This is a genomic window from Kaistia nematophila (assembly GCF_026343855.1).
Taxonomy (GTDB): Bacteria; Pseudomonadota; Alphaproteobacteria; order Rhizobiales; family Kaistiaceae; genus Kaistia; species Kaistia nematophila.
This window is the reverse complement of the sequence record NZ_JAPKNK010000002.1, coordinates 702,181-725,562: the sequence shown is the minus strand read 5'-3', so window position 1 is coordinate 725,562 and position 23,382 is coordinate 702,181. Positions and strand designations below refer to the sequence as shown.

The window sequence follows — 23,382 nt, the reverse complement described above, 5'->3', positions numbered from 1 at the left end:
CGCGATCCGGCAAGCCGTTGGATCGCGTTTTTCATTTGTGCGGCGCGGCGGCGAGCGCCCGTCCGGGTGCCCGCCGGTAGGCGGGCGCGCGGCCTGCGACGCCTGGTTGCGAACATCGCGATTGCCATCTCCTTGGTATGGTGCTTGCATCGTTGTCGAGCAGCGCTTGGCTACGGTTCTATGCAGAACAAGGAGACCGAATGGCCCTCTTCGAGATGACCGATGCGTCTGGTGTAGTACGCCCCTGCTATACCGAAGTGCAGCGCTGGGTCGACGAGGTCGGGATCGAGGGATTGAGGGGCCGGCTGAAGGAAGCCGAGACCATCTTCCGCCGGATCGGCATCACCTTCGCGGTCTATGGCGAGGGCGGCGATCCGGAGCGACTCATTCCCTTCGACCTTCTTCCCCGCATCTTCGCCGCCGACGAATGGCGCACCCTCGACCGCGGCATCCGCCAGCGGGCGCGGGCCCTCAACGCCTTCCTCTATGACGTCTATCATCGCGGCGAGATCATCCGCGCCGGCATCGTCCCGGCCGACCTGATCTACCGCAACCGCGCCTTCGAGCCGGAGATGATCGGCTTCGATCCGCCGGGCCGGGTCTACAGCCACATCGTCGGCATCGACATCATCCGCACCGCCGAGGGCGGCTTCCAGGTGCTCGAGGACAATTGCCGCACGCCTTCCGGCGTCAGCTACATGCTCGAAAACCGCGAGACGATGCAGCGCATGTTCCCGGAACTGTTCGGCTCGGTCCGCATCGCGCCGGTCGACAGCTATCCGAACGACCTGCTGGAGACGCTGAAGGAAGTGGCGCCGGCCGGCGCCGGCGGTGACCCGACCGTGGTGGTGCTGACGCCGGGCTCGTTCAATTCGGCCTATTACGAGCACAGCTTCCTCGCCGACATGATGGGCGTCGAGCTGGTCGAGCCGATGGACCTTTATGTCGACGACGATCGGGTCTGGATGAAGACGACGCACGGGCCGAAGCGGGTCGACGTCATCTATCGCCGGATCGATGACGACTACATCGATCCCCTGACCTTCCGGCCGGATTCCCTGCTCGGCGTGCCGGGGCTGTTCGGTGCCTATCGCGCCGGCGGCGTGACGCTTTGTTCAGCCCCGGGCGCGGGCATCGCCGACGACAAGGCGATCTACATGTTCGTGCCGGACATGATCCGCTTCTACCTCTCGGAGCAGCCGATCCTGCACAACGTGCCGACCTGGCGCTGCGCAGTGCCGGACGAATGCGCCTATGTGCTGGAGCATCTCGACGAACTGGTCGCCAAGGAAGTGCACGGCTCAGGCGGCTACGGCATGCTGATCGGCCCGCGCTCGACCCGCGCCGAGATCGACGCCTATGCCGCGCGCATCCGTGCCAATCCGTCCGAGTTCATCGCCCAGCCGACGCTGGCGCTTTCCACCGCGCCCGTGCTGGGCGCGAAGGGTATCGTCCCGCGTCATGTCGACTTCCGGCCCTATTGCCTGGTCGGCAAGGAGATGCGGCTGTCGCCCGGCGGGCTCACGCGCGTCGCCCTCACCGAAGGATCCCTGGTGGTCAATTCCTCCCAGGGCGGCGGCGTCAAGGACACATGGGTGCTGGAAGACTGACATGCTGAGTCGTACCGCCGAGAACATCTTCTGGATGGCCCGCTACATCGAGCGGGCCGAAAGCACCGCCCGCCTGATCCAGATGGGTCAGCGCATGACCATCCTGCCGGGACCGATCCACCGCGAGGAATGGCGCTCCGTGCTGCGCGTCACGGGCTGCGACGCGCTGATCGAGGGCGGCCGCAGCGTCTCCGAGGCGGACATCGTCCGCCTTCTGCTGCTCGACGATACCAACCCTTCCTCGATCCGCTCCTGCATGATGCGGGCGCGCGGCAATGGCCGCGCCGTCCGCACCGCGCTGACGCAGGACATGTGGGAGGCGCTGAACGACGACTGGCGCCGGCTGGAGAGCTACGACACCGCCCGCGCCCGCCGCGACCTGCCGGAACTGCTCGACTGGGTGAAGACCCGCGCCTCGACCTTCCGCGGCGCGGCCGAGACGGGCCAGCTTCGCAACGAGGGGCACGACTTCCTGCGCATCGGCGGCGCGCTGGAACGGGCCGAGATGACGCTGCGCCTGCTCGACGTCAAATATTACGTGCTGCTGCCGGAGACCTCGGTCGTCGGCGGCGGGCGGGACCACTATCAGTGGACCTCGGTGCTGCACGCCCTGTCGGCGGCGCGGGCCTATCTCCATGTTTATGGCGGGGGCAGCTACACGCCGTGGCGGATCGCCGACCTCCTGATCCTGAACCGGCAGTTCCCGCGCTCCGTGGCGTTCTGCTTCGGCCAGATCGGCTGGCATCTCGAACGCCTGGCCGATGCGCATGGCGGCAACAAGCCGCCGCACGACACCGTCGCCATGGTGCGCTCCGAATTGCGCGATCGCGAGAACGGCGAGATCTTCGAAGAGGGCCTGCACGAGTTCGTGCAGACCGCCCTCAGCGTCACCAACCGGCTGTCGCGCGAGATCGCGCAGGCCTACCATTTTAACTGACATGCTGCTTGTTGTTCGCCACCTCACCCAGATGCAGTACCCCCTCGGTGCCACCAGCGTGGCGCTGCGGCTTCGGCTGTTCCCGCAGAGCTTCGACGGCCAGCGCGTGATCGACTGGCACGTCAGCGTCGACGGCAAGGAGATCGAGCGCTCCATTGTCGGCGGCTATGGCGAGCGGAGCGCCCAATGGCTGTCGCAGGGACAGCGCACCGAGCTCGAGATCCTGGCCTGGGGCCGGGTCGAGACGGAGGATCGCGCCGGCATCGTCGCCGGCCTGCGCCGGGCCTGCCCGACCGGCGTCTTCCTGCGCGACACGCCGCTGACGCTCGCCGACGCGGCGATCCGTGCGCTCGGCGGGGAACTGGAGCCGGGGGGCGACACGCTTTCCGGCCTGCATGCCCTGTCGGCCCGCGTTCAGGAGGCCTTGCCCTATGTCAGCGGCGTCACCGATAGCACGACGACGGCCGCCGCCGCGCTCGCTGGCGAAGGCGGCGTCTGCCAGGACCACGCGCATATCTTCATTTCCGCCGCACGGTCGCGCGGGATTCCGTCGCGCTATGTCGTCGGCTACCTGCTGGCCGGCGATGCCGAGCACCAGCGGTTCGAGACGCACGCCTGGGCGGAGGCCTTTGTCGAGGGCCTCGGCTGGGTCGGCTTCGACGTCGCCAACGGCCTGTGCCCGACCGACCACTATGTCCGGCTCTGCACCGGGCTCGACGCCCATGATGCGGCTCCGGTGCGCGGCGTGGTGACGGGCGGGGATGCCGGCACGGTCGTGGCCGATGTCCGCATCGCGCGGGGCGATGGCGATGTCGACGCTATCCAGCAGCAACAGCAGTGATCCGGGGCCTGAACTGACATGACCTATTGCGTCGCCGTGCGCGTCAATTCCGGCCTGGTGCTGCTGTCGGATACCCGCACCAATGCCGGGATCGACAATTTCTCGCGCTTTTCCAAGATGTTCACCTGGGAGGTTCCGGGCGAGCGCGCCGTCGTTATGATGACCTCGGGCAATCTCTCGATCGCCCAGGGCGTGATCACGCGGATCAACCAGGCGATCGAGCGCTCGGCTGAGGATCCGACGATCGAGACCATCCTGAACGTCGACAGCCTCTATCATGCCGCCGAACTGGTCGGCGAGGCGATGCAGGGGCTGCAGGACCGCTATCGCCAGTCGATCCAGGCGGACGGCGCCGGCGCGGACGTGACGATGCTCGTCGCCGGCCAGCGCAAGGGCGGGCGGCTGCGGCTGTTCATGGTCTATGCCGCCGGCAACTTCATCGAGGCGACCGACGACACCGTTTACTTTCAGATCGGCGAGCACAAATACGGCAAGCCGATCCTGGATCGCGTCGTCTCCTCCACCACCTCTCTCGAGGACGTGGTGAAGGCGGTGTGCGTGTCGATGGACTCGACGCTGCGTTCCAACCTTTCGGTCGGCATGCCGCTCGACCTCTGCGTCATCCGCCGCGACAGCTACCGCTTCGACGTGCGGCAGCGGATCGAGGCCGGCGATCCGAAATTCCAGGCGATCTCGCAGCATTGGGGCGCCGCGCTGCGAAGCGCCTTCTCCGGCGTGCCGGACATCATCCCGCGCATCGCGACCTGAATCGCCCGAACGGCGCGGGCGGGTGCCGTGCCTTTCGTCCTTGCTGCGGGCACGCTCAGGCGCGCTCGCGCATCGCGGTGACCGGGTCGGGCGCAAGCTCCTTGGTGGCGCGCTGGCGGCCGGACATTTCCTCTCCGGCGTCCTTCGGCATCCTGACGAAGAAGATCACCGAGCTCGCCGCGATCAGGCCGATGGCGATGAAGGCCGGGTGGAACGCCGCGAGGTCGAGATGGGTGCCGCCATGCGCCTTCATCGTCAACTGCAGCGAGATGGCGCCGGTCGAGATGCCCAGCGACAGCGACAATTGCTGGAACACGCTGGTCATGCTGGTCGCCCGGCTCATCTTCGATTGCGGCACGTCGGCGAACGACAGCGCGTTGGCGCTGGTGAACTGCAGCGAGCGGAAGAAGCCGCCGACAAACAGCAGGCCGGTGATGAGATGCATTGGCGTGCCGATCGAGAACGCCGCCGGAATGCCGACGAAGAACGCGGCAATGAACGAGTTCGCGATCAGCACCGTGCGGAAGCCGAGCCGGCGCAGCAGCGGCGGCGCGACGAACTTCATGGCGATGGCGCCGATCGCCGAGACGAAGGTGATGGTGCCGGACTGGAACGGCGTCAGCCCGTAGCCGAGCTGCAGCATCAGCGGCAGCAGGAAGGGCAGGGCGCCGATGCCGATGCGGAACAGCATGCCGCCGATGACGCTGGCCGCGAAGCTCGGTATGGCGAACAGCGACAGGTCCAGGATCGGGTCGGCGACCCGGCGGCTGTAGAAGAAATAGACCGTCAGCAGCGCCGCGCCGCCGAGCAGGCAGGTGGCGACATAGGGCCAGGGCATCAGGTTCAGGCCGAGCGAGGTCGAGCCGGTGATAAAGCCGGCGATGCCGAAGGCCGTGAGCAGGAAGCCGGGCACGTCGAAGCGTACCTGCTGCTCGCCGCGTATGTCGGGGATGAACAGGGTGGCGAGGACCACGCCGAGCACGCCGATCGGCACGTTGATCCAGAAGATCCAGCGCCATTCGAAATAGGTGGTGATGAAGCCGCCGACGACGGGCCCGACGACGGGTCCGATCAGCGCCGGCACGGTCAGCCAGGCGAGCGCCCCGACAAGCTCGGACTTCGACACCGATTTCAGGATCACCAGTCGCCCGACCGGCACCATCATGGCGCCGCCGATGCCCTGCAGCACGCGCGACGCGACGATTTCCGGGATCGAGCTCGACAGGCCGCAGCAGATCGATCCGAGGGTGAACAGGACGATCGCGAGGCGGAATACCGAGCGGGCGCCGAACCGGTCCGCCACCCAGCCGGAGGCGGGGATGAAGATGGCGATGGTCAGCAGATAGGAGGTCAGCGCCAGCTTCAGGTCGATCGGGCTGACGCCGAAATCGCGGGCGATGGCGGGAAGGGATGTCGAGAGGACGGTCGAATCGAGATTCTCCATGAACAGCGCGCAGGCGACGATCAGCGGGAGCAGGATCCGGGCGGGGGGGCGATGCGGAACCATGGGGCCTCTTGGGCGGGCGCTTATCCTAAGCCTACCTTAGGACGGTCCGCGTCGCTTTCGTAGCCGCGAAATCAACCGTCAGGCTTTCACCATCGCGTGATGCAGCGCGGACACGCCGTCCTTGTGGATGGGAGCGAGGCGAAGCTCGCGCAACGCTGCACGGCAGCGCATCGCCTCGGCCTCCGAGGGATCGCGCCAGCAGCGACCGAGCAACTCGTTGAAGCGCGGGTCGTTCCATTCGACGATCGCGCTCGCATGATAGGCCGTGAGTTCGCCGATCTTCAGCCCGTGATCGGTCAGGTAGACATCGACCCGCAGATGGCCGAAGCCGGCTGCGACGCGCCCGGCGACATCGGCGAGCGCGCGCGCCAACTCCGGGGCGAGCCGATAGGCGCCGACCGGAATGTCCTTCGACTTCAGGCTCAGTTCGACGCCGTCGGTATCGAACCAGTTCGCGTGACGCGTCTCGCGCCCCTTCCGGCCGGTGAGGATGCGCATCATCACGGCCCGGCCGTGGAAGGTCATCACCTGGACCTCCGGCGGCGTCTCGCCCGTTTCGGTGGTGAGCAGGGCCTCGGCCATGATCCGCCGCGGCAGGTTTCGATAGCCCCATTCACAGGCACAATCGAAATAGTCCTGGCGCAGCCAGCGCCGCATCTCCGTCACGAGGGCGGCGCGATCCAGCCGGGTGGCGTCGGGCACGAGCGCGACCATGCCGGAGCCGTGGTTCGGCTTCAGGACGAAGCGGTCGGGCAGGCTGTCCCAGGCGATTTCCTCCGGTCTCGTCCAGGCGCCGATGAGCGGCACGAGGAAGGTCTCGCCGACCCGCTCGCGGATCAACTCCCGTACGGCGAGTTTGTCGGAAACGATCTTCAGGCGCGGATCGCGATCGAACAGGATGCGATGCAGCAGGTGCTCGGAATAGGTGACCGGCGGCGCGAGCCGTGGCAGCTCGCCCATGCCGGCCGCATAGCGCCGGACATGCCAGTGCCGAAGGAACGGGCTGCCCAGGACGGGCAGGCGCCGCAGCTTGCGCAGGATGCGGCGCCTGAGGCTTTGCCAATGCCGGGCGAGGAGCGCCGGGCGGCTCATGCGACGGCGCGCTTCCGATATTGCTCGATCCAGGGAGAGGGGTCGTGCGGGGCGGCGTCCCGGATCGCCTGGCCAAGGTCTGGGATCATCCCGATCGCGTTCGGCTCCTGCCACAATCGGCCGAGCAGCCGGTCGCAGCCGGGTTCGCTCCACCGGTTTAAACCCGCGCCGTGATAGGGTGTCAGCTCCCCGATCCGCAGTCCGTCGGCGGTGAGATAGAAATCGACGCGCAGCTGCTGGAACCCCTTCGCGGCACGCTCGGCGACCTCGACGAGGCGGCGGGCGACGGACGGAGCGAGCCGGTAGTCGCCACGCGGGATCTTCAGCGAATGGAAGGAGAGGGGCGCGCCCTCGGCGTCGAACCAGTTGTCGCGACGCTGCGGGGTGGATTTCGGGCCGGTGAGGACGCGGATCATGGCGGCCTTGCCCCCAAAGGTCATCACCTGCGGCTCGGCCGGCAGCTCGCCGTCTGGGCCGCGCAGCAACGGCTCGGCGAGGATCCGGCGCGGAACGCCCAGATAGCCCCATTCGAAGCTCTGGTCGAAATAGTCCCTCTGCAGCCAGGTCTGCGCCTGCCGCGCCAGCGCATCCCGGTCGAGCTCGGCCGTCCGCCGGACGAGCACCGCGATGCCGGAGCCATGGCTCGGCTTCAGCACGAAACCGTCCGGCAGCGACGGCCAGGCGATGTCGGCGGCGTCGGACCAGATGCCGAGCAGCGGAACGATGAATTCGGCGCCGACGCGTTCGCGGATCACCTCGCGCACCGCTACCTTGTCGCAGATGCGCTTCAGCATCGGGTCCCGGTCATAGAGCATCCGGTGCACGACGCGGTCGTTGAAGCCGATTGGCGGGGCGAGCCGGAGCGGCTGCTTCATGATCTCCAGATAGCGCCGCGCCAGCCAGGGCCGGTTGATGCGCTGGCCGATCCAGTCCGATCGGAGCGCCGTCCGCCAGGCGTCGGAACGAAGCCGCTTGTAGGTCCGCTCGATCCTGCGGGCCGACATTGCGAGCTGGGCGGGGAGATGCATCGGGAACATCAGGACTGCGCTGTGGGGCGGCGCGAATCTGCCGCCGGTTCGGAAGGCTCTTTCTGTCCTCTGGATCAGGCTGCGCGTTTCCGCAAGGCCAGGCTGTGCCGGGCGGCCCGTTCCCGCCGCCCGCGCCCCCTCAGTCCGAGGCGGCGATGACGGCGCCGAGATCGTCGATCCGGTCGATCCAGTCGGGGTCGTCCCACATGCGCCCGAAGACGTTGTCGCAGCCGCGCCGGTTCCAGGGGATCAGGCCGGCGCCGCAATAGGGGGTAAGCTCGCCGATTCGCAGGCCGTCCCGGGTCAGGTAGAAATCGACCCGCAGATGGCTGAAGCCCTCGGAAACCGCTTCCGCGGCGGCGATGATGCGCGCGGTCGTATCGGGGTCGATGGCATAGTCGCCGGGTTGGTATTTCAGCGAATGGAAGGGCAGGCGAGCGCCGTTCCTGTCGAACCAGGTATCGCTCCGCTCCGGGGTGCCCTTGCCGCCGGTGAAGACGCGAATCGCCGCGACCTTGCCGCCAAAGGTCATCGCGACGGCCTCCGTCACCGCCGCGCCGCCTTCTCCGTCCAGCAGCGGCTCGGCGAGGATCCGCCGCGGAAGATCGCGATAACCCCACTCGAGCGAGACGTCGAAATAGTCGTCGCGCAGCCAGTCCGCGGCCTGCCGGGCCAGGGCCTCCGGGTCGCGGTCCGGCTCGCCATGCACCAGGGCTACGGAACCGGAGCCGTGGTTCGGCTTCAGCACGAATCGTTCCGGCAGCGCCTCCCATTCGATCTCGCGCGGATCGCTCCAGACGCCGAGTAGCGGGACGACGAACGCCTCGCCGACGCGCTCCCGGATGAGCTCTCGCACGGCGATCTTGTCGCAGACGATCTTCAGGCGCGGATCGCGGTCATAGAGAATGCGATGGACGAGGTGTTCGTTGAGGTCGACGGGCGGGTCGAGGCGAAGCGGGCGCTCCATCCGCTGTTCGAAGCGCCGCCTGTGCCAGGAACGGACGAGATGCGGACCGATGACGGGGGAGCGTCGAAGCCAGCGTCTGGCGGCGTGGCGGAGCCGCTTGTACGCGGATGGGGGCGCGCGGTCTGCCATGGCTGCCTTTCGCGGTGACGGGGAGGTTGTTGCATATCGGGCCGCATTGGACGGCACAACTTCTGCGGCGTCTGTTACGCACGTCACAGCCGCGGCGGGCCGTTTCCCGCGTCGCAGCCACCACATATGGGATAATTTGTGCAGTGCGAGACTATTCACGGGCGGCCCAACCGTGATAGAGACCACCGCCAACTCTATTCGATGAAACCTCGACCCGCCGGTGACCTATGGTCCCTCGGCCGGTCTTTTGCATTCGGAGCGTTGGCCATGGCCCAGATCCTAGAATTGTCGACCGGACGCGAAGCCCTCACCTTCGACGACGTGCTGCTGCAGCCCGGCCATTCGCTGGTCATGCCCGGCGCGGTCGACATCCGGACGCGGCTGACGCGCGAGATCGAGCTCAACATTCCGATCATTTCCTCCGCCATGGACACGGTCACCGAGGCGCGCCTCGCCATCGCCATGGCCCAGGCCGGCGGCCTCGGCGTCATCCATCGCAACCTCTCGGCCGAGCAGCAGGCGGAAGAAGTCCGCCAGGTGAAGAAGTTCGAATCGGGCATGGTGGTGAACCCGGTGACGATCGGCCCGGACGCGACGCTCGCCGAGGCGCTGGCGCTGATGAAGCAGCACCGCATTTCCGGAATTCCGGTGGTCGAGGGCGAGAGCACGCCCGGCCGCCTCGTCGGCATCCTGACCAACCGCGACGTGCGCTTCGCCTCCAACCCGAATCAGAAGGTCTATGAGCTGATGACCCGCGAGGGTCTCGTGACGGTGAAGGAGAGCGTCAGCCAGGACGAGGCGCGCCGGCTGCTGCATCGCCACCGCATCGAGAAGCTGCTCGTCGTCGACGACGCCTATCGCTGCATCGGCCTGATCACCGTCAAGGACATGGAGAAGACCCAGCTCAACCCGAACGCCGCTAAGGACGAGCAGGGCCGGCTCCGCGTCGCTGCCGCCACCACGGTCGGCGACAACGGCATCGAGCGCACCGAGCGGCTGATCGATTCCGGCGTCGACCTGATCGTCGTCGACACCGCGCATGGCCATTCGCAGCGCGTTCTCGACGCGGTGACGCTGGTGAAGAAGCTGTCCAACCGGGTCCAGGTCATGGCCGGCAACGTGGCGACGGCCGAAGGCGCGCAGGCGCTGATCGACGCCGGCGCGGACGCGGTCAAGGTCGGCATCGGCCCCGGCTCGATCTGCACCACCCGCGTCGTCGCCGGCGTCGGCGTGCCGCAGCTGACCGCCATCATGGAAGCCGTCGCGATCGCCGAGAAGGCCGACGTGCCGGTGATCGCCGATGGCGGCATCAAGTATTCGGGCGATGTCGCCAAGGCGCTCGCCGCCGGCGCGCGCTGCGTGATGATCGGCTCGCTGCTCGCCGGCACGGAGGAGAGCCCGGGCGACGTCTATCTGTACCAGGGCCGCTCGTTCAAGTCGTATCGCGGCATGGGCTCGGTCGGCGCGATGGCGCGCGGCTCGGCCGACCGCTATTTCCAGGCCGAGGTGCGCGACACGCTGAAGCTCGTTCCGGAAGGCGTCGAGGGCCAGGTTCCCTACAAGGGCCCGGTCGGCGGCGTGCTGCACCAGCTCGCCGGTGGCCTGCGCGCCGCCATGGGCTATGTCGGCGCCGAGAACCTCGAGGTCTTCCGCGACAAGGCGCGCTTCGTCCGCATCTCGACGGCCGGCCTGCGCGAGAGCCACACGCATGACGTGACCATCACCCGCGAGAGCCCGAACTACCCCGGCGTGGGCTGATCGGTCCGCTTCCCGTCTTCCCACACTCGCCGTCATCCCGGGCTTGGCCCGGGATCCATCCAGCCGGGTTGGCGATTCCTGAATCCACCAGCTCGGCGGCTGCATGGATCCCTGCCTTCGCAGGGATGACGGCGGTGGGTGGGGCAGGCGATGTGATGCGCCAATAGCCAAGACGGTCCGGCGTCGAGCCGGGTGGGAGCGGGAACCTTCCGCCCTTTTTCGTGTTTGCGCCTTGCCGGGCGCTGGAAATGCGGCGAGCCTCGGCGCATCGATCGGGGGCACCATGCTGAAGACCGTCATTCTCTGGCCGGCGATCGCGCAGTTCGCGCTGATCGCGCTCTGCTATCTCTGGCTCGGCATCACGCGCCGCAACGCCGTCACGAGCGGCGCCGTCGCGTCGACGGACTTTCCGCCCGGCGTGGCGGAGCCCGATGCCTCGGCCACGGCCCGCCGCCACCTGGCCAACCAGTTCGAACTGCCGCTGCTCTTCTTCGTCGTGGTCGGCTTCCTGTTCGGCGTCGACGGCGTCTCGATCCTGGAACTCGTCGTCGCCTGGCTGTTCGTCGCGAGCCGCTTCGTTCACACCATCGCCTCGCTCCGCGGGCTGCTGGCGCTGCGTCATGCCAGCTTTTTCATCGGCTTCGTCCTGGTCTGCCTGCTCTGGCTCGACCTTGCCGTCCGTATCCTCTAGAAGCGCGGAACCATGATCCCAGCCGCACGCATCTCCGCCGCCATCGAGGTCCTCGATGATATCGCAACCCGTCGCCGCCCGGCGCCCGACGCCCTGAAGGACTGGGGCCTCGCGCACCGCTTCGCCGGCTCGAAGGATCGCCGCGCCATCGGCGACCTCGTCTTCGACGCGCTCCGGCACAAGAACTCGTCGGCGGCTGTCGGCGGCGGCGACGATGGCCGCTCGATCCTGCTTGGCCTGTTCCGTCGGCATCGCGGTCTCGACATCGCGGCGATCGAGAAGCTCTTCTCCGGCGAGCGCTTCGCCCCGGCGCCTTTGACCGACGACGAGCGCGCCGTGCTTTCCGCCGACCCGCTCGCGGGCGCGCCGGATTTTGTCCGCGGTGATTATCCGGAGTGGATCGCGCCGAACTTTGCCCGTGTGTTCGGCGACAATGTCGTGGCCGAGATGCAGGCGCTGGCGACCCCGGCGCCGCTCGACCTTCGCGTCAACACGCTGAAGGCCGAGGCGGACCATGCCGCCTCCGAGCTGACCGCCGCGATCGGCCGTGCCCCCGAACGTCCGGCGCTCTCGACGCTCTGCCTGCGCCTGCCGCTGGAGCCGGGCTCGGCCGAGCCGCACATCGCCTCGACCGAGCCGTTCCTGAAGGGCCATATCGAGATCCAGGATCTCGGCAGCCAGCTCGCGGCCGAGTTTGCCGGCGCGCGTCCGGGCCAGCAGGTGCTCGACCTCTGCGCTGGCGGCGGCGGCAAGACGCTGGCGCTCGCGGCGGCCATGCAGAACCACGGCCAGATCTTCGCGCATGACAGCGATCGCCGCCGTCTGGCGCCGATCCATGACCGGCTGGCGCGCGCCGGCGTGCGTAACGTCCAGGTCCGCACGCCGCGTCCGAACAGCGACGTGCTCGACGATCTCGAGCATCGCATGGATCTGGTGCTGGTCGATGCGCCCTGCACGGGGACCGGAACCTGGCGCCGCAATCCCGACGCCAAGTGGCGCATTCGCCCCGGCAGCCTCGCCGAGCGCAACAAGGACCAGGCGCTGGTGCTCGAAACGGCAGCCCGCTACGTCAAGACCGGCGGTCGTCTCGCCTACATCACCTGCTCGGTGCTGGAGGAAGAGAACACCGACCAGATCGCCGCCTTCCTGAAGTCGCATCCCGGTTTCCAGATGGTGCCGCCGCAGAAGGTGGTCGAAGCCTATGAGCAGGAATCGATGAACATTCTCGGCCCGGCCGTGCGCCTGCTCTCGAATGGTCTTCTGATGACCCCGCTTGCCAGCGGCACAGACGGGTTCTTCGTTTCCGTGCTGACGCGGACCACCTGACCGCATTCATCTGTGAGCCCTCCCGGTGTTCCCGGGCGTTCGTCTCGACACGGCGTGGTTGCGCCGATAGAAGGACGGCCCCGGGGTTTCCCCGATTACGGAGGTAGACTTATGCGCCTGCTCAGGCTTATCGCCATCATCCTTGTCCTGCTCGCGGGATACTGGGCCTATTACGTGTTCGCCGCGGCGAACCCGAACGACCAGTTCGGCGTGCAGATCAACAAGGTGCTGCCGACCGCCGCGCGCGAATTCGCCTGCAAGAAGCTGAAGGAACGCTTCGCCGACGCCAAGGCGCCGGAAGGCTGCGCCGAGTTTGCCTTCTGGGCCCCGGCTCCCGAGCCCGTCGTCGAGACTCCGGCACCCGCTCCGGCTGCAACGCCGGCTCCGGCAGCACCCGAGGCAACCCCTGCACCGGCCGCCGAGACGCCCGCTCCCGCGGCTCCGGCCGAAACCGCCCCGGCAGCAACGCCGGCACCGGCTACGCCCTCACCCGCAGCCGAAACCCCGGCGCCCGCCGCTCCGGCAACGCCGGCTCCGGCGACCGACACGCCCGATACCGCCGCGCCCTGATAGCGATTTTCGGCCCGCTCCACCCGGAGCGGGCCGTTTTCTTTACCTATGCATCGGCGGATGGCAGCTCCGCGATTGCAGTTTTCGGCCCGATCGCTTAACCGAGGGGCCATTCCCCTCAGACGCCGGGCCGCTTCCATGACCGACAGCATTCTCATTATCGATTTCGGGTCGCAGGTAACGCAGCTGATCGCGCGCCGTCTTCGCGAAGCGGGCGTCTATTGCGAGATCCATCCGTTCCAGAATGCGGAGGCCGCCTTCACCAGGATGCAGCCGAAGGGCGTGATCCTTTCCGGCAGCCCGGCCAGCACCGGCGACATCGGCTCGCCGCGCGCGCCCGAGGCGGTGTTCGCCGCCGGCATCCCGGTCCTCGGCATCTGCTATGGCGAGCAGACCATGACGGCGCAACTCGGCGGCCGCGTCGAGACCAGCGACCACCGTGAATTCGGTCGCGCCTTCGTCGAGGTGAAAACGGCGTCGCCGCTCTTTGAAGGCGTCTGGGACAAGGGTAGCCGTCACCAGGTCTGGATGAGCCATGGCGACAAGGTGATGGCGATTCCGGAGGGCTTCGAGGTCATCGCTGTCTCCGAGGGCGCGCCCTTCGCGGCGATCGCCGACGAAGCACGCCGCTTCTATGGCGTGCAGTTCCATCCGGAAGTCGTTCACACGCCGGACGGCGCCAAGCTGCTTTCGAACTTCGTGCACAAGATCGTCGGCCTGAAGTCCGACTGGACGATGTCGGCCTATCGCGAGCAGATGATCGAGAAGATCCGCAAACAGGTCGGCAAGGGCAGGGTGCTCTGCGCGCTGTCGGGCGGCGTCGATTCCGCCGTCGCGGCCGTGCTGATCCATGAGGCGATCGGCGACCAGTTGACCTGCGTCTTCGTCGACCACGGCCTGATGCGCCTGAACGAGGGCGACCAGGTCGTCTCGCTGTTCCGCGAGCATTTCAATATTCCGCTGGTCAGCGTCGATGCTTCCGATCTCTTCATCGGCAAGCTCGAGGGCGTCTCGGATCCCGAGACCAAGCGCAAGATCATCGGCGGCCTGTTCATCGACGTGTTCGAGGCCGAGGCGAAGAAGATCGCCGCCGACGGCAAGGGGGCGCCGGAATTCCTGGCCCAGGGCACGCTCTATCCCGACGTGATCGAGAGCGTCTCGTTCTCGGGCGGCCCGTCGGTGACGATCAAGTCGCACCACAATGTCGGCGGCCTGCCGGCCCGCATGAACATGAAGCTGGTCGAGCCGCTGCGCGAGCTGTTCAAGGACGAGGTGCGGGCGCTCGGCCGCGAGCTCGGCCTGCCGGACAGTTTCGTCGGCCGCCATCCGTTCCCGGGCCCGGGCCTGGCGATCCGCCTTCCGGGCGGCGTCTCCCGCGAAAAGCTCGACATTCTGCGCAAGGCCGACGCGATCTATCTCGACGAGATCCGCAAGGCCGGCCTCTACGACACGATCTGGCAGGCCTTCGCCGTGCTGCTGCCGGTGCAGACGGTCGGCGTGATGGGCGACGGCCGCACCTATGACTCGGTACTGGCGCTGCGCGCCGTCACCTCGGTCGACGGCATGACGGCGGATTTCTACCCCTACGACATGAACTTCCTCGGCCGCGCCGCGACCCGCATCATCAACGAGGTCAAGGGCATCAATCGCGTCGTCTACGACGTGACGAGCAAGCCGCCCGGCACGATCGAGTGGGAGTGAGGAGATACGGGCGGCGGCAAGTTTGCCGCCGTTTTGCTATCGAGCGCGTGTCGTTCGGGATCCGCCCGGGCCGCCGGTTTCTTGTCCTAACCTGCCAGCTCGGCGCAATCCTCGCAGAATAGTCCTGCCGCGAAGGTCAGGATGCGGCGCGGGCCGGCAATGGCGGGTCGCGACGTTTGCGGCAATACAACATGCCGTTGTCATTTCCCCGGACGTAATGGCAGGATACGGCGCAATTCGACTCGAAAACCGAACAATGCGCGAGGAACCATGAAGTCCCTGGGCTGGTTTTTTCTTTGCAATGTGATGACGATTTCTGCGGCGATCGCTGAGACCCCAGACATGAAGGGGGATTGGGTTGGAAAGACCAATACGATCATTGCCGGCATGGGCGGACCGCACTGGCCCGACAGCAAGGGCACCTGGGAAAAACCGCTGCTAGCGGAACGCGACATCACGCTCCGCATCGTCGGCCAGAGCGATCGCCGCTTCTGGGGCCAGAGCATCATCGCCGGCGACGCCGCGTCGGGCGGCGCGGTCACCACCGAACCATTCATCGGAACCGTCTCCAAGGGGGGCGACAGCGTGATGATGGCCGATACGGATGGCTATTTCTTCGGGGACGTCGAGGGCAATACGCTCTCCTATTGCTATGTCCAGGCCGGCGCCAAGCAGGCTGCGGACAAGCCGGCCGTCGTGACCTGCCTCGACGTGACGAAGCGCTGACCGCTTTCTCCATGGTGGTGACGCTGCGCTCCTTTGGGAGCGCAGGGTCAGCTTCGTCTTCAAGCTCAGGTCCTGTCCGGAACCGGATGTCCGGGCTGGGCTGTCGCTAGTCGCCCGGGCAGATCAGCTTTACCCGGATCGTCTCCTTGCCAGAGGCCGAGAGGCCGCCGCCAGCGAGCCGCTTGGCGAACTCCATGTCTTTGACCTCGCGGGAAAAATTGGTTTCCGTCCGCACCTCCAGGCCGGAGAAATAGGCGCCGTTGCCGACCTCGTTTTGCGGGCGCATCGACATGCCGTGGCCGCCCCGGCACTGCACCTTCACGTCGCCCGGCGCGCTCGTCGACTTGCCGGTCAGCGCCATGGTGAGGCCGTCGGTCCGCATCGTCAGGTCGACGCCGGTGTTGAGCTGGCCGGTCGAGCTGCATGTCATCCCCGCGAGGCGCATCCGGGCGATCCGGCCGACCTGGACGCCCTTGCCCTCCAGCGACCATTCGTCGGCGCCGCTGCTCTTGCCCTTAAGCTGGATCGGGCCGGTGACGTAGGAATAGGTCACATCGAACTGCGGGCCCTGGAGTCGCGGCTCCATGCGCGCCTCGACGGTCATCTCGCCGTCGTCGAGCACCTTTTTCAGGAGGCGCCGCAGGGCGGCGGCCTGCTCCTGGTAGCGGGCGACTTCCTCCGCCGCCATCTTGCTCGGCAGCCGCTTCCAGTATTCGGCTGCGCCCATCGCAGTGCATTCGGCCCGGTGCGCCGCCTCATGCGCGAGGTTGATGTCGGCGAGTTCCCGGCACTGCGAGCCTGACCGCAGGGCGTCCAGATCCTGCGTCGGCTGCTCGCAGGTTCCGTAGCGCATCTTGATTTCCTCCGGACCGGTGTAGCCCTTGACCTTCGGATAGGGAAACTGGAACCGGCTGACGATCCGTGTCCGCTCGCGGAGCGAGCGATCGTAGATGTTGACGTCCGAATCGGGGTGGGTCGGGTCCTTCTTCGCTTCGATCAGCGGCGCTTCGATCGCCTCGAGCTCCCGGGCGATCTTCTTCTGCAGCTCCAGCAGCGCCTCGGCATTCTTCAGCTCCTGCTGGATGCTTTCGAGATGGCGGCAGGAGCAGGTCGCGTCGTCGGCGAGCGTTGGAGATGCCGGGACGAGCATGGCGAAGATGGCGGAAAGGATGATCGGGCGTTTCGGCATGGTCTCTTCCCTGTGGCTGTAGAAGGTCACGCCTAGGGGCGGCGGCGGGTCGGAGCAAACGGGATCGACTGCAATTTGACGCCTATTTGCAGCGGCGGCCCGCGCCGGGTGAAGAACGCAGCACTCCCTGCCGGCGATCTTCGGCGATCGCAAACCCATCGACAATCAGACCTGATTTGCGAGAGGCACCTCCATGGATCAGAAGCTGCGGCGCTTTTCGGCACTCCTGACGGCCATTTTCGTGGGCGTGGCGGCCGCGCCTGCGGCTTTCGCTGCCGAGGGGGCGTCGGCTTCTACCTGCTGGGTTCGAAGGGACCGCTCGCCGGCATCACGCCGCCCGAGGGCGTGTATATCCAGGACGATTTCTATTTCTATTCCGGCTCCGCCGGCGCCAGCCGCGAGATTCCGATCGGCGGCAAGGTCGTCGCCAATATCGATGCCGACGCCTACATCAATCTGGCCACCGTCCTCTGGTCAACCGACCTGTCGGTGCTGGGCGGCACGCTGGCGTTCCAGGGCACGCTGCCGATCGGCGGGCAGGACGTCAGCGCCTCTGCCTCGCTCGTCGGCGGACCGAGCCGTTCCGTGAGCGACAGCGTCTTCACCGTCGGCGATCCGGTTCTCGGCGCGCAGATCGGCTGGAACCACGACAATTTCCATTGGAACTTCACGACCCTGGTCAATGTTCCCATCGGCGACTACCAGGAAGGCCAGATCGCCAATATCGCGTTCCATCGCTGGGGAACGGACCTCTCCGGCGCGCTGACCTGGCTCGATCCGACGATCGGTATCGATCTCTCGGGCGTGGTGGGCGTGACCTTCAATGGCGAGAACCCGGACACCGACTACACGACGGGCACGGAATTCCATGCCGAGTGGGCCGCGGTGAAGAACTTCTCGCCGGCGTTCTCTGCCGGCCTCGTCGGCTACTATTACAAGCAGATCACCGGCGACAGCGGCCCCGGCGCCAGCCTCGGGGATTTCGAGGGCCAGGTCGCGGCGCTTGGCGGCACGGTCGCCTGGAACTTCAAGGCAGGCAACACGCCCGTCACGCTGCGCGCCAAGGTCTACCGCGAGTTTGCCGTCGAGAACCGTCTCGAGGGCACGTCCGGGTTCGTGACCCTGTCTTTCCCGCTCGGCGTGTCGTCCCACTAGAGCGCTTTCGAGCGAAGTGGATGCCAGTTCGAGTGAATAAAGCGCGATAGAACAAGGAGCTGGATCGTTTCGGCGTTTCCGCGAAACGCTGAAATAATCCGGTCGCCACTGCGAGCCTGCTTGTCGGACCGCCCGCCATGCTGGCGAGCCTTTTGGCAACGCATGATTCCGGCGTTGATTTCAGGGGATCTGTCTCTGCTCTGCGAGCTGATCCCTGGCTGCGAGGTCTCCTGCATAATTCGGGGATTTTGTCGCTGAACCGTCTGATCCGGCGATTGACGATCGCCACCCGGACGGTCAACCTCCGGATATGTCTCGCCATCGGGCGGAGAACCCGGAGAGCGGCCGAGGCTCGGGCGCCTGCTCCGCGGCGATCTGCCTGTTCCCCCGATTACACCGTTGCAGCTTTCAGGAGCTCCGCCGTCATGGCGCTTCTCATTGAGATTGCCGAGTTCAGCATCGTCCTGTTCGGCCTCGTTCTGCTCTTCTTGCAATTGCTGGTGCATGAGGTCGGCTATCGCATCGGCCTGCGGCGGCGACAGTCGGCGCCCGGCGAGACGGTGGGCGTCGTCGTCGGCAGCATGCTGGGCCTGCTCGCCTTCGTGCTGGCGCTGACGCTTTCCTTTTCGACGACCCGCTTCAGCGAGCGCCGGCAGGGGACGATCGTCGAGGCGAACGCGATCGGCACCGCCTGGCTGCGCGCCAAGGCGATCGGCGCGCCGCGCGGCGAGGAGATCGCCAGGCTGCTCGAAGACTATACCGCGCTGCGCAAGGAGTTCGTGCTCGCCGAGGGCGGTCGCGGCGGCAGCGTCGAGGCGCTCAACACCCGCACCAATGCGCTGCAATCGCAGATCTGGGGCCAGCTCGCCGGTCTTGTTCGCGAGCAGCCGAACCCGATCAGCGCGTCGCTGATGGCGTCGCTCAACGAGGCGTTCGACGCCGCGACCAGCTCGCGCTTTGCTTTCGAGACGCGCCTGCCGCCGCAGATTTTCTGGCTGCTGATGGCCATGACCATGCTCAGCATGGGGTGCCTCGGCTATCAGCTCGGGCTCAAGGAGCGACCGTCGCGCCTGCTGATCGCGCTGCTTTCGCTCATGTGGACCATCGTGATCGTCGAGATCCTCGACCTGTCGGCGGCCCGGCTCGGGACGTTCCGCACGGGTTCGATCGTCTATGACTGGACGGAAACCGGCTTCAAGGGCGGTGTCACGGTGCCGCCGCTGCCGGCGCCATAAAGGCTGGAGCGGGCCGTCCGGAGAGCGTGACGGCCTGACGCCTATTGTCCGGAGGCGGCGCGCGCCGGGTCATAGACATAGCCGTGTCGGCGGGCGATTGCCTTGCGCGCCTCGAGGAAGATGCGGCCGATCTCGAACAGGCGCTGCGTCGGCATCAGGAGGAGGCGCCGGCGATCCTTCGGGTCGGGCGTGCGCACCAGCGTGCCGGAGACCACCATGTCGTCGATGTGACGGGTGATGGTCACGTCGCTGGTGAAGGCCTCGAAATAGGTCGCGACCTGCTTCACGGTCAGGATCTCGCCCTGCAGCCATTTGTGGCCGATCAGGGTGAAGATCATGTCGGCCTCGAAGATGCTGCGCCAGGGATGCTTCAGGAAGCCCTGCTTGATCATCTGCCGGCGGAATTCGGCCCGGTATTCGAGCCAGGATACGTCCAACGCCAGCAGGGCGCGTTGCTCGAAGTCGAGCGCCACTTCCGCATGCTCTTCGATCCGCAGGACGTCATTGGGGATCCCGCTAGGCGTGATCCCGGTGGCGAGCTTGGTCATGCGTTGGATTTCCGGCTCTGGGAACGGCGGTTGCGATCGGGGGGATGCCGTTTCGCACGTCTTGCGGCGGCTGGCTGTGAGCGTCGTCACACCTGTTGCCGACGGAATGGCGCGGCGGAGGCCGACGGGGCGGCCCGGAAAGAATAGGCGAAGAATTGTAGCTAATTGGGTCTTTGGTTCCGCGCAGACCTTCGCTAACGCTCGATGAGGCCGGCTCTTCCTGCTTCGCGATCTCGCGTCGGGCAGGGGCACCGGTCCCTATAGCCTGCGCGCCCGGCCTGACGGCGGGAGCGGGCAGCAAACACAAGCATGGATCTCTTCATCCTTCGGGAGCCCCGGCTCCCGTCGCCGGCGGAGCTTTGTCTGCGCCGGACAACGCGGAGCATGGAATTGCCGTTTGGAACCCTTGATCCCGCCCTCCCGGCGGCCGCGACCCGTGTCCGTCCTGCGCGCCGGCCTCCGGGCCCGTCGACCAGGACGCCGGAACGATGTCGGCCTCGCGCCGGCATCGTCCGCCCTATCAGCCAATGAAATGGAATGACCATGAGCATCGATCTATCGAGCCGTTCCGGCTCCGAGAGCCTCGCCGCGGCGCCGCCGCGCTTTTGGACGAAGCTGGACCAGATCCTTCGCATGAGCTGGGTCGGCTATGTCGCCCGGGTCCTGCTGACCTTCATGTTCTGGTCGAGCGGCGTGGCAAAGCTGCTCGACATGGATGCGGGCGTCGCCGAAATGCGGCATTTCGGGCTGGAGCCGGCCATCCTGTTCTACTGGGCGACGGTCGTCGTCGTGCTCGGCAGCTCGCTGCTGGTCATCCTCGACCGCTGGACCTGGCTCGGCGCCGGGGCGCTCGCCGTCTTCACCCTGCTGACCATCCCGATCGCCCACGGCTTCTGGTCCATGGAGGAGTCTTTCCGGACCATCGAGTTCCACGTGGCGATGGAGCACGTCACCGTGGTGGGAGGCCTGCTGGTCGCGATCTATGCCTCCGCGATCCGGAAGAAGGGCGCCCAGTCATGAACATGAAAGAGCTTCTGATCGCCGGCCTGTGCCTGTTTACGGCCGGCTGCACCAGCGATGCGCGGATGGGGGCGGTGCGGGCCGACCTGGCCAGCCGGCAGGCGGCCGCCGAGGTCGCGGCCAGTCGTCCCGGCGCTACGGCCGAGGACAAGGAACGCGCTCGCGGCTACGCCTCCGCCCAATCCTGCATCGATCAGATCCAGGCGCATGGCAAGGCGGCGCAGGCGAAGCACATGGCGGCGACGGGCGCGATGGCCGCGGTCAGCTTTGCCGGGCCGGGCGGCGCGATGGCGGCCCGCACGATGGCGCCGGTGGCCGCCGCGGCGACGCGGGACCAGCCGTTCAGCGTCGCCTGCTACTAGTCGAGGCTCGACATGACCGCATCCTCCCCCGTCGAGGCATCGATGAACCCATATCGAAACGGCCAGTCGCCCGGTGTCGCGCTGGCGTTGCTGGCCTGTCTCGCGACGGCCGCATGCCAGAGCGCGCCGTCCAATTTCCAGGGCCCGAACTTCTCGAACGAAACGAGAGCCCTGGAGAAGCAGTTGAACGCCGAGGCCACGGCGTTCGGCGCCGCCCAGGGCGCGACCAGCCTCGCGGCGTCCGCCGACCCGACCGGCATTTCCAGCTTCGTCAAGGCGCCGGTGGCGCTCGCGGCGCGAAACGCCATGGCGCGCAGCGCCGACGCGCGCATGGATGCCCAGCTGGCGCGCGACGAGCAGGAACTCTATCGCCGCTACGGCATGAAGCCGGACGGCACGCCGTCCGGCAAGAAGCCCGCCGACTAGGGGGGGCCTCGCGGAAGTCTGGCCGGCTAGCGGCGCAGATTGGTCCGGGCCAGCTCGATCACCTCGTCGCCCCTGCCGTTGATGATCGCCTTCAGCAGGAACAGGCTGAAGCCCTTGGCCTGTTCGAGCTGGATCTTGGGCGGCATCGCCAGTTCCTGCTTGGCGGCGACGACGTCGAGCAGCACCGGCCCGTCATGGGCGAGCGCCGCCTTGACGCTGTCTTCGAGCGCCGCCGGATCCTCGACGCGGATGCCGCGAATGCCGATCGCCTCGGCCATGGCGGCGAAGTTCGGATTGTCGAGATCGGTGCCGGTGTCGAGATAGCCCGCCGCCTTCATCTCCATGGCGACGAAGCCGAGCGACCCATTGTTGAGCACGACCAGCTTCACCGGCAGCTTGAGCTGCTTCAGCGACAGCACGTCTCCCATCAGCATCGAGAAGCCGCCATCCCCGGAAAGCGAGATCACCTGCCGGCCCGGGAACGCGGCCTGCGCGCCGAGCGCCTGCGGCATCGCGTTGGCCATCGAGCCGTGGTTGAACGAGCCGACGAGGCGGCGTTTGCCGTTCATCGCCAGATAGCGCGCTGCCCATACCGTCGGCGTGCCGACATCGGCCGTGAAGATCGCGTCGTCATCGGCGAACTCGCTGAGCAGGCGGTTCAGATGCTGCGCGTGAATGCGCGGGTCGCCGGCCTTCGGCCGCGCCAGGTCGTCGAGCCCGGCGCGGGCCTCGGCATAATGGGCCCTGGCGCGTTCGAGGAAGGTGCGGTCGGTGCGCCTTGCAAGGCGCGGCAGGATCGCGGAAATCGTGGCGCGGACATCGCCGATGAGGCCGAGATCGACCGGCGCGCGGCGGCCGATCGCCTCGGCGCGCGTGTCGACCTGCACGACCTTCGCCTTGTCGGGATAGAAGTTGCGGTAGGGAAAGTCGGTGCCGAGCATGACCAGCGTGTCGCAGTTGAGCATCGCGTGGTAGCCGGACGAGAAGCCGATCAGGCCGGTCATGCCGACATCGAACGGATTGTCCCACTCGACATGTTCCTTGCCGCGCAGCGCATGGACGACCGGCGCGCCGAGCGCATCGGCGAGCGCCACGACCTCGTCATGGGCGCCGGCGCAGCCGCTGCCGCAGAGAAGCGTCACGGCGGCGGAGGAATCGAGCAGCGCGACCAGCCGGTCGATATCCTCCTCGGCCGGGCGGATGACGGGCGGCTTCACCGCGCTGAGGTCGATCCGCGCGCCGGCCGGCATCGGCTTCAGCGCGACATCGCCTGGAATCACGAGGACGGAGACGCCGCGTTTGCCGATCGCCGTGCGGATCGCGGTCTCGAGCACGCGGGGAAACTGCTCGGCGCTGGAGACGAGCTCGACATAGTGGCTGCACTCGCGGAAGAGCTCCTGCGGATGCGTCTCCTGGAAATAGCCGAGGCCAATCTCCGAGGAGGGGATGTGCGCCGCGATGGCGAGCACGGGCACGTGGTTGCGATGGCAGTCGTAGAGCCCGTTGATGAGATGGAGATTGCCGGGGCCGCAGCTGCCGGCGCAGACGGCGAGCTTCCCGGTGACGGCGGCCTCGCCGCCGGCGGCGAAGGCGGCGGTCTCCTCATGGCGCGTATGCATCCAGCGGATGCCGCCGAGACGGCGGAGGCTGTCGTTGAGGCCGTTCAGGCTGTCGCCGGTCACGCCCCAGATGCGCTCGACGCCGATCTCGGCGAGGGTCTCGGCGAGGAAGTCTGCGATCGTCTTCGTCGGCATGTCGCTATCCCTTCTTTCCTTCGTCCCTCCCGCAGCGAACAC

The 23,382-nt window shown here is 67.1% G+C and carries 22 protein-coding genes; 15 read left to right on the top strand and 7 right to left on the bottom strand.

The genetic code is table 11. From position 1 onward, the window contains the following. The first annotated feature begins 200 nt into the window (after positions 1-200). The 4 genes from OSH07_RS07680 to OSH07_RS07665 are packed head-to-tail and all read left to right on the top strand — an operon-like array spanning position 201 to position 4,156. A complete protein-coding gene (locus tag OSH07_RS07680; protein ID WP_266338024.1) occupies positions 201-1,610 on the top strand; it encodes a circularly permuted type 2 ATP-grasp protein in 1,410 nt (469 codons plus the stop codon). 1 nt (position 1,611) lies between these two features. Beyond that, positions 1,612-2,547 (top strand): alpha-E domain-containing protein, encoded by a 936-nt coding sequence (locus tag OSH07_RS07675; RefSeq protein ID WP_266338023.1) that lies wholly within the window; start codon positions 1,612-1,614, stop codon positions 2,545-2,547. A gap of 1 nt (position 2,548) precedes the next feature. Further along, positions 2,549-3,388 (top strand): transglutaminase family protein, encoded by an 840-nt coding sequence (locus OSH07_RS07670; protein WP_266338022.1) that lies wholly within the window; start codon positions 2,549-2,551, stop codon positions 3,386-3,388. A gap of 18 nt (positions 3,389-3,406) precedes the next feature. Further along, entirely contained in the window at positions 3,407-4,156 is a 750-nt protein-coding gene (locus OSH07_RS07665) for a proteasome-type protease (RefSeq protein ID WP_266338021.1), read from the top strand. 55 nt (positions 4,157-4,211) lie between these two features. On the opposite strand, the gene OSH07_RS07660 is transcribed toward OSH07_RS07665, so the two are convergent. From OSH07_RS07660 to OSH07_RS07645, 4 genes are all read right to left on the bottom strand, one after another. Next, positions 4,212-5,663 (bottom strand): MFS transporter, encoded by a 1,452-nt coding sequence (locus OSH07_RS07660; RefSeq protein WP_266338020.1) that lies wholly within the window; start codon positions 5,661-5,663, stop codon positions 4,212-4,214. A gap of 78 nt (positions 5,664-5,741) precedes the next feature. Beyond that, positions 5,742-6,755 (bottom strand): ATP-grasp fold amidoligase family protein, encoded by a 1,014-nt coding sequence (locus OSH07_RS07655; protein ID WP_266338019.1) that lies wholly within the window; start codon positions 6,753-6,755, stop codon positions 5,742-5,744. After that, a complete protein-coding gene (locus OSH07_RS07650) occupies positions 6,752-7,783 on the bottom strand; it encodes an ATP-grasp fold amidoligase family protein (protein WP_266338018.1) in 1,032 nt (343 codons plus the stop codon). Before OSH07_RS07650 ends, OSH07_RS07655 begins: the two co-directional genes overlap by 4 nt. 139 nt (positions 7,784-7,922) lie before the next feature. After that, entirely contained in the window at positions 7,923-8,750 is an 828-nt protein-coding gene (locus tag OSH07_RS07645; protein ID WP_266338017.1) for an ATP-grasp fold amidoligase family protein, read from the bottom strand. 396 nt (positions 8,751-9,146) lie between these two features. Between OSH07_RS07645 and guaB the strand changes: the two genes are divergently transcribed. The 6 genes from guaB (at position 9,147) to OSH07_RS07615 (ending at position 15,651) form a co-directional block, all read left to right on the top strand. Further along, positions 9,147-10,637: an IMP dehydrogenase gene (gene guaB / locus OSH07_RS07640; RefSeq protein ID WP_266338016.1), complete on the top strand. Its 1,491-nt coding sequence runs from the start codon at positions 9,147-9,149 to the stop codon at positions 10,635-10,637. 283 nt (positions 10,638-10,920) lie between these two features. After that, positions 10,921-11,328 carry an MAPEG family protein gene (locus OSH07_RS07635; RefSeq protein WP_266338015.1) on the top strand — a complete coding sequence of 136 codons (408 nt, stop codon included), beginning with the start codon at positions 10,921-10,923 and terminating at the stop codon, positions 11,326-11,328. A 12-nt stretch (positions 11,329-11,340) separates the two neighbouring features. Then, the gene (locus OSH07_RS07630; RefSeq protein ID WP_266338014.1) at positions 11,341-12,654 is read left to right on the top strand and encodes an RsmB/NOP family class I SAM-dependent RNA methyltransferase; all 1,314 of its coding nucleotides are present in this window, start codon (positions 11,341-11,343) and stop codon (positions 12,652-12,654) included. A gap of 111 nt (positions 12,655-12,765) precedes the next feature. Continuing rightward, positions 12,766-13,224 carry a hypothetical protein gene (locus OSH07_RS07625; RefSeq protein ID WP_266338013.1) on the top strand — a complete coding sequence of 153 codons (459 nt, stop codon included), beginning with the start codon at positions 12,766-12,768 and terminating at the stop codon, positions 13,222-13,224. Between the two features lie 138 nt (positions 13,225-13,362). After that, positions 13,363-14,925 carry a glutamine-hydrolyzing GMP synthase gene (gene guaA, locus OSH07_RS07620; protein ID WP_266338012.1) on the top strand — a complete coding sequence of 521 codons (1,563 nt, stop codon included), beginning with the start codon at positions 13,363-13,365 and terminating at the stop codon, positions 14,923-14,925. Between the two features lie 270 nt (positions 14,926-15,195). Further along, positions 15,196-15,651 (top strand): hypothetical protein, encoded by a 456-nt coding sequence (locus OSH07_RS07615; protein WP_266338011.1) that lies wholly within the window; start codon positions 15,196-15,198, stop codon positions 15,649-15,651. A gap of 106 nt (positions 15,652-15,757) precedes the next feature. On the opposite strand, the gene OSH07_RS07610 is transcribed toward OSH07_RS07615, so the two are convergent. After that, positions 15,758-16,840 carry a hypothetical protein gene (locus OSH07_RS07610; RefSeq protein ID WP_266338010.1) on the bottom strand — a complete coding sequence of 361 codons (1,083 nt, stop codon included), beginning with the start codon at positions 16,838-16,840 and terminating at the stop codon, positions 15,758-15,760. 345 nt (positions 16,841-17,185) lie between these two features. On the opposite strand from OSH07_RS07610, the gene OSH07_RS07605 reads away from it, so the two are divergent. Both OSH07_RS07605 and OSH07_RS07600 read left to right on the top strand, forming a co-directional pair. Beyond that, positions 17,186-17,995 (top strand): SphA family protein, encoded by an 810-nt coding sequence (locus tag OSH07_RS07605; RefSeq protein ID WP_266338009.1) that lies wholly within the window; start codon positions 17,186-17,188, stop codon positions 17,993-17,995. Positions 17,996-18,420: 425 nt separating this feature from the next. After that, positions 18,421-19,230 (top strand): bestrophin-like domain, encoded by an 810-nt coding sequence (locus OSH07_RS07600; protein ID WP_266338008.1) that lies wholly within the window; start codon positions 18,421-18,423, stop codon positions 19,228-19,230. A gap of 41 nt (positions 19,231-19,271) precedes the next feature. On the opposite strand, the gene OSH07_RS07595 is transcribed toward OSH07_RS07600, so the two are convergent. Next, complete coding sequence (locus OSH07_RS07595) at positions 19,272-19,778, bottom strand: helix-turn-helix domain-containing protein (RefSeq protein WP_266338007.1); 507 nt, start codon at positions 19,776-19,778, stop codon at positions 19,272-19,274. 543 nt (positions 19,779-20,321) lie between these two features. On the opposite strand from OSH07_RS07595, the gene OSH07_RS07590 reads away from it, so the two are divergent. From OSH07_RS07590 to OSH07_RS07580, 3 genes are read left to right on the top strand one after another with little or no spacing between them, the layout of a single operon-like run. After that, positions 20,322-20,798 carry a DoxX family protein gene (locus tag OSH07_RS07590; protein WP_338149870.1) on the top strand — a complete coding sequence of 159 codons (477 nt, stop codon included), beginning with the start codon at positions 20,322-20,324 and terminating at the stop codon, positions 20,796-20,798. Beyond that, positions 20,795-21,160 (top strand): hypothetical protein, encoded by a 366-nt coding sequence (locus OSH07_RS07585; protein WP_266338204.1) that lies wholly within the window; start codon positions 20,795-20,797, stop codon positions 21,158-21,160. Before OSH07_RS07590 ends, OSH07_RS07585 begins: the two co-directional genes overlap by 4 nt. A 12-nt stretch (positions 21,161-21,172) precedes the next feature. Beyond that, entirely contained in the window at positions 21,173-21,586 is a 414-nt protein-coding gene (locus OSH07_RS07580) for a hypothetical protein (protein WP_266338006.1), read from the top strand. A 26-nt stretch (positions 21,587-21,612) separates the two neighbouring features. Here OSH07_RS07580 and poxB read toward each other — a convergent pair whose 3' ends face one another. Then, a complete protein-coding gene (poxB, locus tag OSH07_RS07575) occupies positions 21,613-23,340 on the bottom strand; it encodes a ubiquinone-dependent pyruvate dehydrogenase (RefSeq protein ID WP_266338005.1) in 1,728 nt (575 codons plus the stop codon). Positions 23,341-23,382: the final 42 nt, after the last annotated feature.